Genomic DNA, 17321 nt, shown 5'->3' with positions numbered 1-17321 from the left:
CTACCCGGAGGCCTCGGCCGGGTCGAACGCCAGCCGCCCGCCGAATTGGTCGCGAAGCGGCTCGTCGTAGTAGTCCGCGGTGTCCGCGACCCAGTCGCAGGCGTTGCTGAGCTCGATCGGGTCCAGCGTGGACGCGAGCATCTCGACCGCCGCGAACACGCTCTCGTCGCGCCAGAACAGCCGGATGAAGTTGAGCCGCCCATTGAGCTCGTTGAGCTCGGCCAGCAGCTCGGGCGAGCACGCCAGCTGCCGCAGCAGGGGCGAGAACACGCGCACGAACGGCGGCTCGCTGGCGATCAGGCGCAGATACACGACCGCGGTCCCGCTGCGGATCGCGATCGGCCGGTCGACGAGGTCTGCGGGCACGTCCTGGCCGCCGAGGTACTCGGTGACGAGCCCGTGCACCCTCGCCCGTAAGGCCCCGTCTATCGACACGCGTCCACGATACAAGTGACGCGCACGCCCGCCGTCAGCCGCTCTTGCCGGGCCGCCCGGGCGGCAGGAACCCGCGCCGGCGGGCCTCCTTCACCCACCGGTGCGCGGTGCTCACGGGCACCCCGTGCCGGTCGGCCAGGTCGCGCGCGGGGCGGGCCGAGGCCGCGGCGAACTCGAGGTACACGTCGGCGACCTGCCGATAGAACACGTCGGGCCGCCCCCGCAGCCGTCCGGGCCCGGCCGGAGCCGCGCGCACGACGGCCAGCGCCGGCTCGACCATCTCCCAGCCGATGTCCTCGGCCACCGGCGGCGCGACGGGTCGGGCCCGAAGGCTGACCACGGGAGTTGTACCTCCGGCCGCTTCCCCGGCCGCCAGCTGCGCGTTGGCCGCCGCCTCGATGCGCCCGACCGGGATGGCGCGCAGCAGCTCGGCGCTCGGCGTCCCGTCGATGCGCAGCCCGGTCAGCACGAGCCGGCCGCCCGCACCCACCGCGACGCGCACCAGCACCGCCCCGGCCAGCGGGGGCTCGTCCTGGCGCCATTCGTACCAGCCGTCGGCGACTGGAAAGAGGCGGCCCCGCACGCCCGCAAGGCTAATCCACAATTCCGCAAATCAACAATTGCGCTCACCTAGACGTCTAGATACGCTTATCCGGACCCACCAGCCACAAGGTGTTCGGGACCGGGGGGCGGTCGCATGCCGGTGGCTCGTCCGCGTCGAAGTCGGGGGGAACGGGGCGACGCGGACGGTGGCCGCCGGGCGGAGCGTGTACAGGCGCGATCCGCTCGGCGGCGTCGGCGCACAAAGCCGCGGTCGCGGGGTCTCGCCGGACCCCGCGACCGCTTTTGCGCATCCGGCGCCACGAACGAACGAAGCGCCCCCGCCGGTCCGGAGATCGGCGGGGGCGCTCTGGTTCAGGCGATCATCACCACGGCTGCGGAGCCGGGGGTGCCACGACCGGCGGACGGTCGTCGCAGGTGATGGTGTTCGGCAGCTCCCACGGCGCCAGCCACGGGCCCGTGGTGCCGCCGCCGTCGTTGCCGCCCAGGTCGGTCAGGGAGAACTCCGAGCCGGCCGGGGTGAAGTGGAACGAGCCGCAGTTGTTCACGCCGACCGCGCCCACGTTGCGGGCGTCGACGTTCTCGAAGGTCGCCGAGCCGGCCACGCGGGCCGAGACGACCGACGTGCCGGTGCCGTCCACCTTGATGTCCTTGAAGTGGACGTTCGTGATCGAGTACTGGTCCTTCACGGGGAAGTCGACGACCAGCATGATCGCGTTGTACGTGTTGTCGAGGAAGTTGTCGCCGACGACCTGGATGTTCGCGTCCATGTTGCGCTCGAGCGCGTACAGCCAGATCGCGCCCAGGCCGATGTTCCAGTTGAGCTCGTAGGTCCCGGCCCGGACCGTGGTGTTGTTCGTGACGTTGATCGTGCCGGCGAACGGCTGGGCGCCGAAGCGGGTGCCCAGGTGCAGCGCGCTGCCCTCGCGGATCGGGTCCGCGACCAGGTTGCCGGAGACCGTGATGTCCTTGCCGCCGTAGATCGCGATGCCGTTGGCCAACGTCGGGGTCTGCACGGTGTTGTGGTCGAACGTGTTGTTCGCGTCCGCGGTCGTCTCCGACCACATCGCCAGCGCGTCGTCGCCCGTGTTGCGGAAGAAGCTGTTCGACACGGACGAGTTCGTGACGCCGGTGTGGAAGTTCAGGCCGTCGGCGATCTGGTCGACGACCGTGGTGTTGGTGACCTTGGTGTTGTTCATCGGGCCGTCGAACCACAGGCCCACCTTCGTGTGCTGGATGTACAGCCCGTCGATGGTGGAGTCCGACATCGCCCCGCCGATACCGTTCACCTGATCGGTGTCGATGCGCTCGCGCACGTCACCGACGATCGAGAAGCCCGACAGGTGCACGTTACGACTGCCGCCGTCCTGCGCGTACTTGCCGTAGAAGCCGACCCCGGTGTGGATCGACTTGTCGGGCGCGGGCTCGCTGAGCGCGACCTCGTGCCCCTTGATGATGGTGTACCAGGAGCCCGCGCCCTCGACCGTGACGTTGTCCACGACGATGTGCCGGTTCACCTGGTACGTGCCCGGCGGCACGTACACCTTCAGGTGCGTCCACTTGGCGAACGCGACAGCCATGTCGAACGCGTCCGCGGAGTCGCGCTTGCCGGTCGGGTCCGCGCCGAAGAACAGCACGTTCGACGCGATCAGATCGATCTTCGGGGCGGCGACCAGCTGCGAGTCGAGCAGGTCGATCGCGGTCCAGGCGGTGTTGCTGCCGGCCGGCACCGCGAGCCGGACCTTGTCGCCCGCCTTGTACGTCTTGCCCAGCAGCAGCCGCTGCTCGTCGTAGAAGTGGAACGGCCGGAACGGCTTGCTGATCTGCGGCGCCGGCGACGTGGCGGCCGGCACGCAGCCGCACTCGGTGATCCACCAGTCGGCGTGCAGCAGGTCTGCGTTGGGGTCGTTGGTGAACGGATACTGGTTGTACAGCCAGGAGTACTGCGAGGTCAGCGACATCGTCTGCTTGGACTTGCCGTTCACCGTCACGTCCAGCGGCGCGGTGATGCCGCCGCCGTTCGGGGCGTCCGGAATGCTGTAGCGGACGTTGATGGCATTCGCCGCACTCGGCAGCGTGAACTCGACGTACTGCCCGGGCGTGAGCTTGACCGCCGACCGGCCGGAGGCCTCCGCCGGCAGCGTGTACGCCGCGCGGTCCGGTCCGATGACCACCCCGTTGGTCTTGGCGTTCTCCGCCTCCTGCTCGGCGAAGCCGACGTTGGCGCCCCGGCCCGCGACCAGCGCGGGGTCCAGGCCCGCCCGCGTCACGGCCGGCGCCGCCGAAGCGGCGTAGGCGGTGGTGCCACCGGCGACGATGAGCCCGAGGCCGACGGCGGCCGCGGTCGCCGCCGCGGACCACCGCGGTGGTGCTCCTGTGGTGCTCCGTGACATCGATTGACTCGTTTCTCTCGGGTAGGCGGTCGCACCCAGATGCATCGAGATGGCGGGACGTCGAGCGGGGTGAAGGGGTGTACACCTCGGACGCTCGAGGCGGAGTGGGAGCGGACGCCGTGGAGTGAGGTGACATTAGGGCGGCCGCACGCCCTTGCACAAGGCCTTGCGACATAATTGCGTAACACTGCCGCCTTCTTGCACGGCGCGATGTCCCAAATGGACGGACTAGGCAACTTCGGCGACGACGGAAGCCACCTTCACCCGGGCGCGCACGGCGCTCAGACGGGTTCGTGGCAAGGCACTCAGACCGATTGCGGCGCGATGCTCAGATCCGATTGCGCGCGGCGCTCAGGCCGCTTCCGCGGCGGCGACCACGGCCGCGCAGACGGCGGCCAGATCGAGGTCGCCCGTGACGTACGGCGGCATCGTGTAAACCAGATCGCGGAACGGCCGCAGCCAGACCCCGTGCCCGACCGCGGCGGCCGTGGCCGCGGCCATGTCCACGTCGTGGTCGAGCTGCACGACGCCGATCGCGCCGAGCACGCGCACGTCGCGCACCCCCGGCAGCTTCCACGCCGGCTCGAGGCCCGCGCGCAGCCCGGACTCGATGCGGCGAACGTTGCCGGCCCAGTCGCCGGCGAGCAGCAGGTCGATCGAGGCGTTGGCGACGGCCGAGGCGAGCGGGTTGCCCATGAACGTCGGGCCGTGGGCGAGCACCGGGGTCTCGCCGCGGCTGATGCCGGCGGCGACGCGCGGCACGCAGAGGGTGGCCCCCATCGAGAGGTACCCGCCGGTCATCGCCTTGCCCACGCACATCACGTCGGGCGCGACCCCGGCGTGGTCGGCCGCGAACAGCGCGCCGGTGCGGCCGAAGCCGGTGGCGATCTCGTCGAACACGAGCAGCACGTCGTGCTCGTCGGCGAGCTCGCGCAGTGCGGTGAGGTACCGCGGGCTGTGAAAACGCATCCCGCCCGCCCCCTGCACGACGGGCTCGACGATGATGCCGGCGATCTCGTCGCGGTGCTCGCGCAGCGTCTCGGCGATCCCCGCCACGTAGCCCGGGTCGTACTCGACCGGCGGCATCGGCACGAAGACCTGCTCGGGCAGCACCCCGCGCCACAGGCTGTGCATGCCGCCGTCGGGGTCGGTCACCGACATGGGGTGGAACGTGTCGCCGTGGTACCCGCCGCGCCAGGTGAGCATCCGGCGCTTCCCGGTGCGGCCCAGCGAGCGGTGGTACTGCAGGCACATCTTCACCGCGACCTCGACGGCCACCGAGCCGGAGTCGCACAGGAACACGTGCCGCAGCGGGCCGGGCGTGATGTCGACGAGCGTCTTGGCCAGCCGGATCGCGGGCTCGTGGGTGAGGCCGCCGAACATGACGTGGCTCATCCGCCCGAGCTGGTCGGTCACGGCGGCGTCGAGGGCCGGGTGCCGGTACCCGTGAATCGCCGCCCACCACGAGGACATCCCATCGATGAGCTCCCGGCCGTCGGCCAGGGTCAGCCGCACGCCCGATGCCGACGAGACCACCAGCGGCGGCTGCGTGGCCGGCATCGGAGCGTACGGGTGCCAGACGTGCTCGCGATCGAGCGCGGTCAGCTCATCCTCGGTGGGCATGCCCCCGAGATTAGTCAGCCTGCGGCTGGGTGATGTTGACCATCCACTGGATGCCGAACTGGTCGACGCAGGAGCCGAACTCGTCGCCCCACATCTGCTTCTCCAGCGGCATCGAGACCTTGCCGCTGGAGGACAGCTTCTCCCAGTACCCGCGCAGCTCCGTGGCGTCGTCGCCACTCAGGCTGACCGTGATGTGGTCACCGGGGGTGAGCGTCATGTTCGGCGGCGTGTCGGACGCCATGATCGTGTACCCGATCGGGCTTTCCAGCTGCGCGTGCATGATCTGATCGGCGATCGCCGTGTCGTCGGAGCCGTACTCGCCGAACGTGTTCATGCGCAGCTCGCCGCCGAACACGCTCTGGTAGAACTCCATCGCCTGTCGGGCGTTGCCCCGGAAATTGATGTACGGGTTGAGCCTCGAAGCCACAGCAAACTCCTTTGGTCGTGTGACGGGCGCGATTAACCGCAGCCTAGTTCGCCGCGCGGGCGCGGGACCCCGATGCGGAAAAGGTTCACGCTAAGGCCGACACCGATGGCCGGGAGCCGTTCAAGCCTGGGCGGCGAGCGCGTCCCCGAGGGCCGTACGCCGATACAGCACCGACCGCCCCGCCCGCGCCGAACGCACCAGCCCGCACCGCCGCAGCACCGCGAGATGATCACCGACCGCCCCGGCGGCCAGCCCCAGCCGCCCCGCGAGCTGCGTGGTGCTGGCCGGTTCCTCCAGAGCCAGCAGCAGCCGGGCCCGCGACCGCCCGACGAGCTCCCCGAGCGCCCCGCCACTGACCGGCGCCCCTTCCCAGAGCGCCGCGACCCCGCGGGCCGGATAGACGAGCGCCCGCCGCCACGGCGGATCGGTGTAGATCCCGATCCCGGGCCAGACCAGCGCGGACGGCACCAGCAACAGCCCGGCCCCGTCGGAGGCGACCGTCCGCACGCCCGCCCCGCCGACCTCCTCCCGCGCGACCGAACCGGCGACCCCCGCCGCCGCATCGGACGCCACCGTCGGCGCAACGGGCGGCTCCGACGGAACCGTGATCTCCACGGCCCCGTCGTGCCAGCGCACGCGTCGGTGCAGGCCCGCGAACGCCGCCGCCCAGCCGCCCTCGCCCAGCCGCCCCGCGCGGTACACCACGTCGCTCTCGCAGATCGCGCGCAGCTGCGGCCAGTCCGCCGCCAGCAGCGTCAGCCACGCCTCCTCCAGCGCCGCGGCCAGCCGGGGCACCACGTCGTCGGCGCGGAGCACGGCCAGCGCCGCCGGGCCGATCCGCGGCCCCGCGGACAACGCCCGCGCGATCTCCCGGCGCGCCACGGGCAGCGGCGTCGCCCGCACGGCCGCGAGGTCGTCCTGCCACGTCTGCTGCATCCCGGCCGGCGGCGAACCGACGAAGTCGGCCCCGTACCGCGCGGTGTGCAACGCCACCACCGCGTCGAGGTCCGTCTCGGCCCGCAGCCGCTCGTAGGCGGGCCGCAGCCGCGCGAACGGCCCCAGCGGCGCCAGCCCGCTCAGTCGCCGCAGCAGCGCGCCGAGCTCGAACAGCGGCGACACCGCGAACCGGGTGTGCAGCAGGTCGTCGGCGGCGACCGCGAGCCGGAGCATGCCCCGACCTTACGTCCAGGGACGAATGATTCTCCCGCGACGCGGCGCGTGGTGAGGCTGAGGAGCATGACCACGTACACGGCGGTGCTGCGCGATCGCACGTTCCGCGTGCTGTTCGGCACCCGGACGCTGAGCATCCTGGCCGACAGCCTGCGCATCGTCGCGCTCTCGCTGCTCGTCTACGCCGCCACCGACTCGCCGGCCCTGGCCGCCCTCGCGTACGGCATCGGCTTCCTGCCCCAGCTGCTCGGGGCCAGCGTGCTGGGTGCCCTGGCCGACCGCATCCGGCCGCGGCCGCTGATCGTGCTCGGCTACCTCGCCGAGGCCGCCGTCGCCGCGCTGCTCGCCGCCTTCGCGCTGCCGGTCTGGGCCGCCCTGGCCCTGGTCGCCGCCGGGGCGCTGCTCACCCCGGTGTTCATGGGGGCCCAGAACGCGCTCATCGCCGAGACCCTCACCGGCGACGCGTACGTGCTGGGCCGCTCCCTCGCCAACGTCGCCTCCTCGCTGGCCCAGCTCGTCGGCATGGCCGGCGCCGGCGTAGCGGTCGCGGTCCTGGGTGGACGCGACGCGATGCTGCTGGCCGCGCTCGGCCACATCATCGCCGCGGTCTGGACCCGGCTGTCGCTGGCCGACCGACCCCCCGCCCACGTCACGGACCGGCCCACCGCCCCTCGGGCCGGCATCCGCACCGCCTCCGGGCCGAAAGGCCTCGCCGCGGCCAGCTGGCGCGGGAACGCGGCCCTGCTGCGCGACCGGACCGTCCGCCGCCTGCTGCTCGTCCAATGGCTCCCGCCCGCGTTCATCACCGGCGCCGAGGCGCTCATGGTCCCGTACGCGGCCGACCGTGGCTTCCCCGTCGGCGTCGCCGGTTGGCTGCTCGCCGCGATCCCGGTCGGCATGGTCGGCGGCAACCTGGTCGTCGGCCGGCTGCTCGCACCCGCGCGGCGCGAGCGGCTCGTTCCGGCCCTCATCGCGCTCATGGGCCTGCCGTGCCTGGTCTTCGCCCTCCCCGCGACCCGGGCGGGGCAGCCGGCGTGGCCGGTGCTCGCCGCCGCGCTCGTGCTCGTCGGGGTCGGCTTCGCGTTCGGCCTCGGCGTGCAGGCCGCGTTCCGCGACGCGCTGCCCGCCGACGGCCGTGGCCAGGCGTTCGGGCTGCTCAGCACCGGCCTGATGACCGCGCAGGGCCTGCTACCGGCGCTGGCCGGCCTGCTCGCCGAGGCGCTGCGACCCGGCCTGGTCGTCGGCCTGCTGGGCGTGGCCACCCTGCTCTCCGCGGCGGGCGCGGCCCCACGGCTTGTACGTCGACAGGACCGTCGCGAACAGCAGCAGCGAGCTGGACACGGCGGGCGCGATGACGAGGTTGAGGCGCTGCTGGGCCGGTAGCGCGGCGCCCAGGTCGGAGGCGTCGGCGAGGTTCGGGTACAGCGCGAAGACGACCAGTCCCAGCATCACCGTCACGATGCCGAGCTTCACCGCGACCCACCACCACTTGACCAGCCCCCACGGCGTGCCGACGGCGTTGACCACGCCGACCAGCCACACCAGGAAAGTCAGCGGAACGAAGAGCACGATGCCGATGAGCCCCTGCGCCGGGTACACCACCGCCCGGTCGGCGGCCCCACTCAGCCCGGCAATGCCGAGCGTGAGCAGCACCAGGTCGGTGCCGAGCCACCCGACCGCGGTGGCCACGTGCAGCGTCAGGATCGCCTTGCGCCATCTCGGTGTGAATCGCACCCCATCAGCCTGGCAAATCCGCGGCCGCCAGTCGTGGCCCGACGGGCGTAACCGCGCCTACGCCCGCCGTCGTACGCCACTCTTCATGGATTGGCCGTTCTCCGTAGCCGACCGGCGGGGCATCGTGGGCTTCATGATCTCTGTCGGTGCGGTGGCGGGCGTCGCGCTCGTGGCGCTCGGGATGGTTCTCACGCCGGGCCCGAACATGATGTACCTCGTCTCGCGCAGCATCTCCCAGGGCCGCCGCGCCGGCCTGACCTCGCTCGGCGGCGTCGCCGTGGGCTTCCTCGTCTACCTGGCCCTCGCCGCGACCGGGCTCTCCGTGGTCTTCGCCGCCGTGCCGGCCCTGTACACGACGGTCAAGCTCGCCGGCGCCGGCTACCTGGCCTACCTCGCCTGGCAGGCGGTCCGCCCCGGCGGCACGTCGGTGTTCGCCCCGGTCGAGCTGCCGCCGGACTCGAACCGCCGGCTGTTCACGATGGGCCTGATGACGAACCTGCTCAACCCGAAGGCGGCGATCATGTACGCCTCGCTGATCCCCCAGTTCGTCGACGTCCACGCGGGTCATCTCGTGGCCCAGGCGTTCCTGCTCGGCGGCGTGCAGATCGTCGTCAGCCTCCTGGTCAACACCGGGATCGTGGGCGCGGCCGGCTCCATCGCGGCGTTCCTGGCCCGGCGCCCGGCCTGGCTGCGCGCCCAGCGGTACGTCACCGGCACCCTCCTCGGCCTGATCGCCGTGAAGCTGGCGACCGACAAGGCCCGCCCGATGGCGGTCTGACGCCCTCGAGGTGACGGGCGCGCGGGCCCCGGCCGGCGGTGGTGTAGAGATGAGGCTGTGACGGTCGAGGAGGAGCTGCGCACGCTCGCCCCGCAGGTGCTGGGCATCCTGATCCGGCGGTACGGCCAGTTCGACGCCTGCGAGGACGCCGTCCAGGAGGCCCTGCTCGCGGCCGCCCTGCAGTGGCCCGCCGAGGGCACCCCGGCCAACCCGCGTGGCTGGCTCATCACTGTCGCCGTGCGCCGCCTCACCGACCAGTTCCGCTCCGAGGACGCCCGCCGCCGGCGGGAGCAGGCCGTCGCCGCCCTCGAGCCGGAGCCGTCCGACGCGGTGCCCGACCGCGACGACACGCTCACCCTGCTCTTCCTGTGCTGCCACCCGGCCCTGTCGCAGGCGTCGCAGCTCGCGCTGACCCTGCGCGCGGTCGGCGGCCTCACCACCGCCGAGATCGCCAGCGCCTTCTTCGTCCCCGAGGCCACCATGGCCCAGCGCATCAGCCGCGCCAAGGCGAAGATCAAGTCGGCCGGCGCGCGGTTCGCACCGCCGCCGCCCGAGGAGCGCGAGGCCCGCCTGGAGGTCGTCCTCCACGTGCTGTACCTGATCTTCAACGAGGGCTACACCGCGAGCTCCGGGGCCGACCTGCACCGCGGCGACCTCACCGCGGAGGCCATCCGCCTGACCCGCGACGTCCACCGGCTGCTCCCGGCCGACGGCGAGGTCGCCGGCCTGCTGGCCCTGATGCTGCTCACCGATGCCCGCCGCCCGGCCCGCACACGACCCGACGGCACCCTGGTCCCGCTGACCGAGCAGGACCGCTCACTCTGGCTGCGCCCGATGATCGACGAGGGCACCGACCTGATCACGCGCACACTGCCGCAGGGCTCGCCCGGCCCTTATCAGCTGCAGGCCGCGATCGCCGCGGTCCACGACGAGGCCGACGACACCGCGGCGACCGACTGGCCCCAGATCCTGGTCCTCTACCAGCTGCTGGCCCGCGTCGCCCCGAACCCGATGGTCACCCTGAGCCACGCCGTCGCGCTGGCCATGGTGAAGGGCCCGCGGGCCGGGCTGGACCTGCTGGCGACCCTCGACGCCGACGACCGGATGGCATCGAGCCACCGCCTGGCCGCCGTGCGTGCGCACCTGCTGGAGATGGCCGGTGCTCCCGGCGAGGCGCGCGAGTGGTACGCCCTCGCCGCCAAGCGCACCACCAGTCTTCCCGAGCAGCGGTACCTCGAGCAGAAGGCCGCCGCCATCCCCTCTTGACTTGTGAAGCAACGTGTTTCGGGGATGAGGCTAGCGGCGGGGTACGACAATTTCGGCCGAGCCGAGAACCCCCGGGGTGCGGACGAACCGCACCCCGGCGGCAACGCGTCAGCGACCGCGGCCCAGGTTGATCACACCGCGGATGACCTGGATGACGCCCCAGACGATGGGGCCCCAGGCGACGACGTACACGGGGATGTCCGCCGCGTAGGTGCACACCGTGATGCCGATGCCGGCCGCGATCCAGATGAGACCGAAGACGATCTCCCGCTGGCCCTTCGAGGCCAGCGCACTCTTCGCCTCGGACGACTGCTGCACCTGCATGTAGTGCGGCTGCTGAGGCTGCTGAGGCTGCCCATAAGGCTGCTGAGGCGGCCCGTAAGCCGGCGGCTGCTGCCCATAAGCGGGCTGCTGCCCGTAACCCGGCTGCTCCCCGTAAGCCGGCGGCCCACTCTGGGGAGAGGGAGACGGCGGCGCGGAGTTCGGCGGCTGCCCATAAGCCGGAGGCGCCGAATAAGGCTGCTGCTGCGGCGGCTGCCCATAAGCCGGAGGCGCCGAATAGGGCTGCTGCTGCGGCGGCTGCCCATAGGCCGGCGGCGCCGAGTTCGGCGGCTGCCCATAGGCCGGCGGCGCCGAGTAAGGCTGCTGCGGCTGCCCGTACTGCGGCGGCTGCTGCGGATCTGAGGGTGGATATCCAGGTTGCATGGTGGTCCTGTCAGGTGATCGGTCGGCCGTGGCGGTTCAGCGCCGCCATGAGGTGGTCGAGGAACTCGTCCCGCCCGTTGACGATCTGGATCGGGATCATGATGGGCTCGCTCCCCTGGACCAGCAGGTTGTAGTGGCTCAGCTTGCCGGCCGCATCGCCGCGCTTGCCGAGCACCGACTGCAGTCCGGTGGTCTCAGGCCAGGTGAACGCCCGGACCTTCCCGTTGTGTCGGTAGACGAAGCCCTCGCTGTAGACAAAATAGGCGCGATTACCCACGACCAGCGTCCGGATGGCGGTGCCGATCGCGAACACCATGCCGAAACAGAAGAAAAGGCCGATGAACCGGACGACCGAGTACATCGCGTCGAAAACGCTCATCTTGCTGCCGATCGCGCTGACGCCGATCAGCAGGCCGAGGCAGGCCAGGGCGATCACCAGCCACAGCAGGAACCGGTTGCGCATGTTGGCCAGCTGCCGCTCGCTCACCAGCGGGCCGAGCCCGCGAGCCTGAGCGGCCTGTGAAACCTCCATCGGGACCTCGCCGACTGGCAAGGCACTACCCCCGTTGGTCACCGCGTCCTCCCCGTGTGCGTCGGTAACCGGCCCCTCCACGGGGGCCTAGCGCACGATAACAGTCGATGGGGAGCAGTGAAAGCCGATGGGCTCGGCGCCGTCGAGGCCTTCCTTGCACTCGACGGCGCCGAGGATCAAGCGTCCAAGATGGACGGTACAGAAAATCAGTACGCTGTGCGGTGCCGGGAACCCCGGCTCCCGCGGAAGATGCGGAACGCGGCGAAGGCGCCGATGGCCACGGCCACCCCGGCGATCGCCCAGACGGCGTCCGGTTGCAGGGCAAAAGCGGGCGTGGCGTTGCTCTTCTTGGCCGGGGCCGCGGCGCTGACCGGCTCGGGCAGCGCGCCGAAGTTGACGTTGCCGATGCTCTCCAGCAGCGTCATGTGCTTCATCACGACGTTTACCGCGGTCTGGGCGAAGGTCCGCACGAGCTCGTTGCGGGTGCCGGAGCGGATCTGCGAGACGAGCGCGAAGACCTTGCCGTGCGCGGCCCGCAGCCGGTTGGAGAAGACGTCGTCGAACTGCTCGCCGCTCGTGGCGGCGTTCATCTCGTTGAGCCACCCCTGCTGCTCGTCGCTCGGCTTGTCCGGCAGCGGTACCCCGAGCTGCGCCGACACCTGCCGGACCTGCTGGTCGAGGCCCTTGTGGTCGGTGGCGAGCTGCTTGCCGACCTCCTTGACCTTCTCATCGGCGGCCCGGGACTGCGCCATGGTGCCGGCCGGGCCCTCCCAGAGCCCGGCCTGGCGCACCTTGGTCAGGAACTCCCGGTCGACCGGGCCCAGCGGGCCGAAGCTGGTCATGGTGTACCCCGAGGGCAGGGCCCCGGCCGGTTGCGTTCCGGTCGCGGCGACCTGCACCGGGTTCTGGGCGGCCGGCGAGGCCGGGCCGTACGCGGCGGCCGGAGCGGTCTGCTGAGCGTTCGCCGAGCCCGCCTGACCGCCGGTCAGCGCGGCGCGCCAGGACGGCACGCCCAGAATGACGCCCACGGCCGCGGCGATCAGGACCCACCAGGGCCAGGTACGGCGGCGCGGCCACGGCCGGGAACCGGCGCCGTCAGGCTCGACGGAGTACATCAGTAGCCGCCGGACCCGCCGTTACCGGTGGCGGTCGGCTCGGCCGAGGCGGCCGGCGGCTGCACCGCGGTGGGCGCGGGCGTGGGCAGGCAGGTCAGGTTCTTCTTGCCGTCGGGCGCGACGACGAACCAGACACCGCCGACGTTCTGACCCTTCCAGGCGCCCGGCTTCGGGTCGCCGATGTAGCGGTAGACCGGCCAACCGGCGAGCGTGATCTGGCGGGATCCGTCGGCGCGGGTGACGGTACCGACGACCGCGGTGTCGACACCGGTGAGGTCCGGGTTGCCGTCGGTCAGCGCCGGCGGCCACACCTGCGCGCACTTGTCGACGCAGTTGGACTTCGGCGGCTTGGCGGTGTCCTTGTCGAATCGGTACAGGACGAACCCGTCCTGGTCGGTGACGACCTTGCCCATCTTCGGAATCGACGCCGCCTTGAGCGCGGTGGTCAGCGGGGCCGCGGGCGCGGTGCTGACCGGCGCGAGGCTCTCCCCGGCCACATCATTGAGGGCCGGCGCCTGCGCCTGGGCCGCCGCATCGTAGGCGTTGTCGGCGCCCGCGCCCTGCGGCGCGCACGCGGTCAGGGCGGCCAGCGCGGCCGCCGCCGCGGCACATCCCGCCACGGTGGCGGTGAGCCTGGTTGCTGCCACTGGATCCTCCTCGGTTGGCGTGTCTCGTGTTCCGCCAAGTGGTACGGGCGGCCGAGGGGCGCGAGACTGAAGGTTCCACAGTGGACAAGTTCACAAAGATTGCCGGGCGTGTATTCGAACTATCGGGCGCCGCGCTCCGTACCACCCTTGCGAGCGTCCAGCGCCGCGCGCAGGGAGCGCAGTGCGTAGTACACCCGGGACTTCGCCGTGCCCAGCGGCAGGCCGAGCAGCTCGGCCACCTCGTTGACGGTGCGATCGCGCAGGTAGGTCTCCACCAGGATCTCGCGGTGGGCCCGGCTCAGGCTGCGCAGGGCGTCCATGACCACCATGTTGGCCAGCACGCGCTCGGTCTCGTCGGACTGCGCGAGGTCGGCCAGCCACAGCTCGTCGAGGTCCTGGCCGAAGGTCTCGCCGGCCCGGGCGCTAGCGCTGCGGTGCTCGTCGATGGCGATGCGCCGCGCGACCGTGAACAGCCACGGGCGCAGCGAGCCGACCGCGCTGTGGTCGAACCGGTCCGCGTTGCGCCAGGCCCGCAGCAAAGTCTCCTGCACGATGTCCTCCGCCCGCTGCCGGTCGCCGCCGGTCAGCCGCGCGACGAAGCGCAGCAGGGCGTCGGCGTGCTCCCGGTACAGGGCGACGAGCAGCTCGTCGTCCGCGTCGCGGGGGCCGGAGGTGTGCCGCGCGGTGCGGCGTCCATATGCCTCGATCATCACGTCACCGTTTCGGGGCAGCCATGCGGAGCGCGAGTGCCGGGCACATCGCCACCGCTTGCGCGGCAACGGGTTCGAGCCGCACCGGCACGGGTGCGTCCATGAAGGCCGGATAGCCGTTGCCATCCAGCCGGATGAGGTCCGGGGCCACGTCGGCGCACAGTCCGTGGCCGTCGCAGCGGGACCAGTCGACGTGCAGCCGCCGCGTGCCGCCCTCGTCACGGGCGGTGGGCACCGGCAGCACCCCGGCGACCGGGCGTCCGCAGTCGCCGGACCGGGCGTGGCGGGCGAGATCGTCCGCGAAGACTTCCAGGGCGGAGGTGGCGAATCCGGCGGTACCGTCGGGATGGCTGCAGGCGCCACGCCCCTTGACCGCCGCCGCGGCCTGCCGCACGACGGCCGCGTCGCCGGACCCCGTCGCCAGGCCGTCCACGGCCCGGGCCAGGTCGGGCAGGCCCAGCCGGCACGGGCCGCACTGGCCCGCCGACTCGGCCGCGAGGTACCGCACCACCCGCGCCACCTCGCCCACCGGGCACGTGTCCGGCCCGAGCGGCAGGATGATCCCGGCGCCGAGCGCCCCGCCGACCGCCTGGAACCCGCGGCGCGAGACCTGGGCCCGCGCCGCGCCCGCCATGTCGAGCCAGCGGCCGTGGAAGCCGCCGGTGAGCACGGCCGGCCCGGCCGGGACGCCGCACAGGTCGAGCACCTCCTCGAGCGGGGTACCCGTCGGGCACTCGACCACGGCCGGGTGCCGGGCGCTGCCGGTGACGCTGAGCAGTACCGTGCCCGGCTCTTTGTTCTCTCCGTCGCCGACCTCGCAGTAGCGCCGGGGCCCGATCCGGGCCGCGATCGCCAGCTGCGCGAACGTCTCGGCGTTGGACAGCAGCGTCGGCTGCCCGGCCACGCCGGCCTCGGCCGCCCGGCGCTTGATGCCCGGCGGGATGTGCGGGAAGCCGTTGATGCCCTGCACCAGGGCGCCGCCCTCGCCGGAGATGAACCGGTGCGGCACCCGCACCACGCGGGACGGCACCGGCATGTCGCGCTCGGCCAGGGCGTTGAGCAGCGAGCGTTCCCCCACGCCGTCGTCGGCCACGCACAGCACGATCTCCACCGCGCGCAGCGCCCACGCGACGAGCGCGGCCCCGTCGAGGATGAGGTGCGGCGCGCGGGTCAGCAGCACCTTGTCCTTCCACGCCGCCGGCTCGCCCTCGGTCGCGTTGACCACGACGTACGGGGCGAGCATGCGCCGCTCGACGACGTCGACGACGGCCTTGACCTTCTTGTAGAACGGGAAGCCGGCGCCGCCGCGGCCGGTGAGCCGGATGTCCTCGGCGAGCTCGAGCAGGCCACGCATCGCCAGCGGGCCGATCGGGCCGTGCACCTGCTGGTGCGCGCGCAGGTCCAGCCGCTCGGCCCGGTCGAGCCCGGCGGTGAGCCGGGCCGGGCCGATCGTCAGGACCGTCGGCACCTGCGGCGCCGCGGTCGCGGTAGCACCACGACTGCGTGAGCTCATCGGGCCTCGCCCCGAATGCGGTTCCAGAACGCGACGTCGTCGTCATCGTCGTCGCGGTAGCGCCGGCCGCGGCTGACGCTCTTCTGAGCCTGCTCGCGCTCCTGACGGCGCAGCTCGCGCCGGGTGTCGAGGTTGACCAGGGTGGGCGTGTCGTCGTCGGCGTAGCGGTCCTGCTCCGCCTCGGCGGCGGCGGTCGCCGCGGCGGCCGAGCGGCGCGCGGCGAACCGGTCCCGCAGCGACATCCCCGCGGTGTCGTCCACTTTGGACGGCTCAGGGTAGGCGGCGTAGGGGTCGTAGTCGCCCTGGATCGGAGCGGCGACCCCGCGGTAGGTCTGGACCGGCTCCTCGATCGGCTCGTACACCGGCTCGTAGGGGGCCTCGACGAGGTGCTCGGGCTCGTAAGGAGGATCGTCCGAGAAGCGCGGCCCCTCGGCAAAACGCGGGGCTTCATCGGAGAAACGCGGGGCTTCGGCCGAGAAGCGCGGGGGATCGTCGGAGAAGCGCGGCGGGCCGTCCGAGAAGCGAGGGCTCTCGACGAAGCGAGGGGCAGAGGCAGGGACCGGGGCCTCGACGAAACTGTCCACATAGGATGGGATCGCGGTCACCGGCGTCACGTCGGCAACGGCCTCGCGCCGGTAGTCGGCGCGCAGGTCCGCCGGCCGCTCCTCCGCCGCCCACTGCTGATCGGCCGGCGGCGCGTCCCAGCGGAACCGGTTCGCCGAGCGCGACGTGCGAGGCGCGCGCCGCTCGTACCCGACCGGCTCCGGCCGCCCCACGGGCGCGATGAGGGTCGTGGTGCGATCGGCGGCGAGCTGCTGCCGGCGCCGGTTGCGCTCGACGGACAGCCGCAGCCCGAGCGCCACGAAGGTGAGGAAGGCCAGCAGCAGGTAGCTGGCGGTCACCCAGACCGCCGGCGGGCGGCCGGCGTTGAGGCCGTGCCAGAGGGCGACGGGCCAGCAGAGGTACGCCGTCGCGTGCAGCGGCCGCCACATCCACGGCTTGCCGGTCTGCGCGAAGCGGGCGCGGACCATGCCGGTCCACATCACGAGGATCATCAGGTAGGCCGCGACCGACCCGGCGCCGATGGTGAACGGCGCCATGGTGAACGGCACCAGCGCGCCGACCACGCTGACCCGCGCGGCCATCACCTCGGTCGCGATGTGCAGGCCGAGCATGGCCACGGAGGTGATGCCGAGCGTGCGGTGCACCGACTGGACCCAGACGCGGTGCCGGGCCACGAGCATGATGCGGTCGGTCGCGACGAGCCCCACGATGACCGACAGCGTCAGCGAGACCAGGGTGAAGACGCCGCAGTAGAAGACCAGGAATCCGAAGAGCTGGGTCATCGTCTCGCGCCCGCCGCCGGTCGCCACGCCGAGCAGCAGCAGCCCGGCGAGGGCCACGAGCCCGACGTTGACCGCGGACGGCGGACCGCCCCGTGTGGATCGACCGCGTGGTGCCTGTCCCCCGCCGGAGCCCGACGGGTGCGGTTGAGCCATTGCAGTTCCTCTATCCTGTCGAGCTGGTTTCCGGCGGTTTCCACCGGCCGGCGAAACCAACCTAGGCAGGGGCTGAGGAACGGGTCAATTTAAGTTTCATCGAGCGGTTCCACGCTTGCGGAACATGATCCACACACCTCATTTCAAAGTCTGTTAAACCTCTTTATTGATCGCTGGACATCGAAGGTCACCGTTAAGGAGCGCTCCCACGCC

At 72.1% G+C, this 17321-nt stretch carries 16 protein-coding genes; 3 read left to right on the top strand and 13 right to left on the bottom strand.

Features of this window, described 5'->3' with window-relative positions; genetic code table 11:
• The 6 genes from AB0B76_RS15475 to AB0B76_RS15450 form a co-directional block, all read right to left on the bottom strand.
• Entirely contained in the window at window positions 1-435 is a 435-nt protein-coding gene (locus tag AB0B76_RS15475; protein WP_360375014.1) for a YbjN domain-containing protein, read from the bottom strand.
• A gap of 34 nt (window positions 436-469) precedes the next feature.
• A complete protein-coding gene (locus tag AB0B76_RS15470; protein ID WP_360375012.1) occupies window positions 470-1018 on the bottom strand; it encodes a hypothetical protein in 549 nt (182 codons plus the stop codon).
• Window positions 1019-1361: 343 nt separating this feature from the next.
• On the bottom strand, window positions 1362-3389 hold the full coding sequence (locus AB0B76_RS15465) for a glycosyl hydrolase family 28-related protein (RefSeq protein WP_360375010.1): 2028 nt from the start codon (window positions 3387-3389) through the stop codon (window positions 1362-1364).
• 351 nt (window positions 3390-3740) lie between these two features.
• Window positions 3741-5012, bottom strand: a complete 1272-nt coding sequence (locus AB0B76_RS15460) for an adenosylmethionine--8-amino-7-oxononanoate transaminase (RefSeq protein ID WP_360375008.1) — start codon at window positions 5010-5012, stop codon at window positions 3741-3743.
• A 10-nt stretch (window positions 5013-5022) separates the two neighbouring features.
• A complete protein-coding gene (locus AB0B76_RS15455; protein ID WP_360375006.1) occupies window positions 5023-5439 on the bottom strand; it encodes a VOC family protein in 417 nt (138 codons plus the stop codon).
• A 120-nt stretch (window positions 5440-5559) separates the two neighbouring features.
• The gene (locus AB0B76_RS15450) at window positions 5560-6609 is read right to left on the bottom strand and encodes a winged helix-turn-helix domain-containing protein (RefSeq protein WP_360375004.1); all 1050 of its coding nucleotides are present in this window, start codon (window positions 6607-6609) and stop codon (window positions 5560-5562) included.
• Between the two features lie 66 nt (window positions 6610-6675).
• Here AB0B76_RS15450 and AB0B76_RS15445 point away from each other — a divergent pair, with 66 nt between their 5' ends.
• The 3 genes from AB0B76_RS15445 (at window position 6676) to AB0B76_RS15435 (ending at window position 10387) form a co-directional block, all read left to right on the top strand.
• On the top strand, window positions 6676-7992 hold the full coding sequence (locus AB0B76_RS15445) for an MFS transporter (RefSeq protein ID WP_360375002.1): 1317 nt from the start codon (window positions 6676-6678) through the stop codon (window positions 7990-7992).
• A 484-nt stretch (window positions 7993-8476) separates the two neighbouring features.
• Window positions 8477-9121, top strand: a complete 645-nt coding sequence (locus tag AB0B76_RS15440; RefSeq protein ID WP_360375000.1) for a LysE family translocator — start codon at window positions 8477-8479, stop codon at window positions 9119-9121.
• Window positions 9122-9178: 57 nt separating this feature from the next.
• A complete protein-coding gene (locus tag AB0B76_RS15435; protein WP_360374998.1) occupies window positions 9179-10387 on the top strand; it encodes a DUF6596 domain-containing protein in 1209 nt (402 codons plus the stop codon).
• Window positions 10388-10495: 108 nt separating this feature from the next.
• Here AB0B76_RS15435 and AB0B76_RS15430 read toward each other — a convergent pair whose 3' ends face one another.
• From AB0B76_RS15430 to AB0B76_RS15400, 7 genes are all read right to left on the bottom strand, one after another.
• Window positions 10496-10711 carry a hypothetical protein gene (locus AB0B76_RS15430; RefSeq protein WP_360374996.1) on the bottom strand — a complete coding sequence of 72 codons (216 nt, stop codon included), beginning with the start codon at window positions 10709-10711 and terminating at the stop codon, window positions 10496-10498.
• A 391-nt stretch (window positions 10712-11102) separates the two neighbouring features.
• The gene (locus AB0B76_RS15425) at window positions 11103-11666 is read right to left on the bottom strand and encodes a hypothetical protein (RefSeq protein WP_360374994.1); all 564 of its coding nucleotides are present in this window, start codon (window positions 11664-11666) and stop codon (window positions 11103-11105) included.
• Between the two features lie 164 nt (window positions 11667-11830).
• Complete coding sequence (locus tag AB0B76_RS15420; protein WP_360374992.1) at window positions 11831-12652, bottom strand: DUF4142 domain-containing protein; 822 nt, start codon at window positions 12650-12652, stop codon at window positions 11831-11833.
• Between the two features lie 86 nt (window positions 12653-12738).
• Window positions 12739-13386 carry a hypothetical protein gene (locus tag AB0B76_RS15415; RefSeq protein WP_360374990.1) on the bottom strand — a complete coding sequence of 216 codons (648 nt, stop codon included), beginning with the start codon at window positions 13384-13386 and terminating at the stop codon, window positions 12739-12741.
• 119 nt (window positions 13387-13505) lie between these two features.
• On the bottom strand, window positions 13506-14096 hold the full coding sequence (locus AB0B76_RS15410) for a sigma-70 family RNA polymerase sigma factor (protein WP_360374988.1): 591 nt from the start codon (window positions 14094-14096) through the stop codon (window positions 13506-13508).
• 4 nt (window positions 14097-14100) lie between these two features.
• The gene (locus AB0B76_RS15405) at window positions 14101-15609 is read right to left on the bottom strand and encodes an NADH-ubiquinone oxidoreductase-F iron-sulfur binding region domain-containing protein (RefSeq protein ID WP_360374986.1); all 1509 of its coding nucleotides are present in this window, start codon (window positions 15607-15609) and stop codon (window positions 14101-14103) included.
• Window positions 15606-17012 (bottom strand): hypothetical protein, encoded by a 1407-nt coding sequence (locus tag AB0B76_RS15400; protein WP_360374984.1) that lies wholly within the window; start codon window positions 17010-17012, stop codon window positions 15606-15608. The genes AB0B76_RS15405 and AB0B76_RS15400 overlap by 4 nt, the downstream gene beginning before the upstream one ends.
• Window positions 17013-17321 lie beyond the last annotated feature (309 nt).

Source organism: Dactylosporangium sp. NPDC049140 (assembly GCF_040648435.1).
This window is presented reverse-complemented; position numbering and strand designations above follow the sequence as displayed.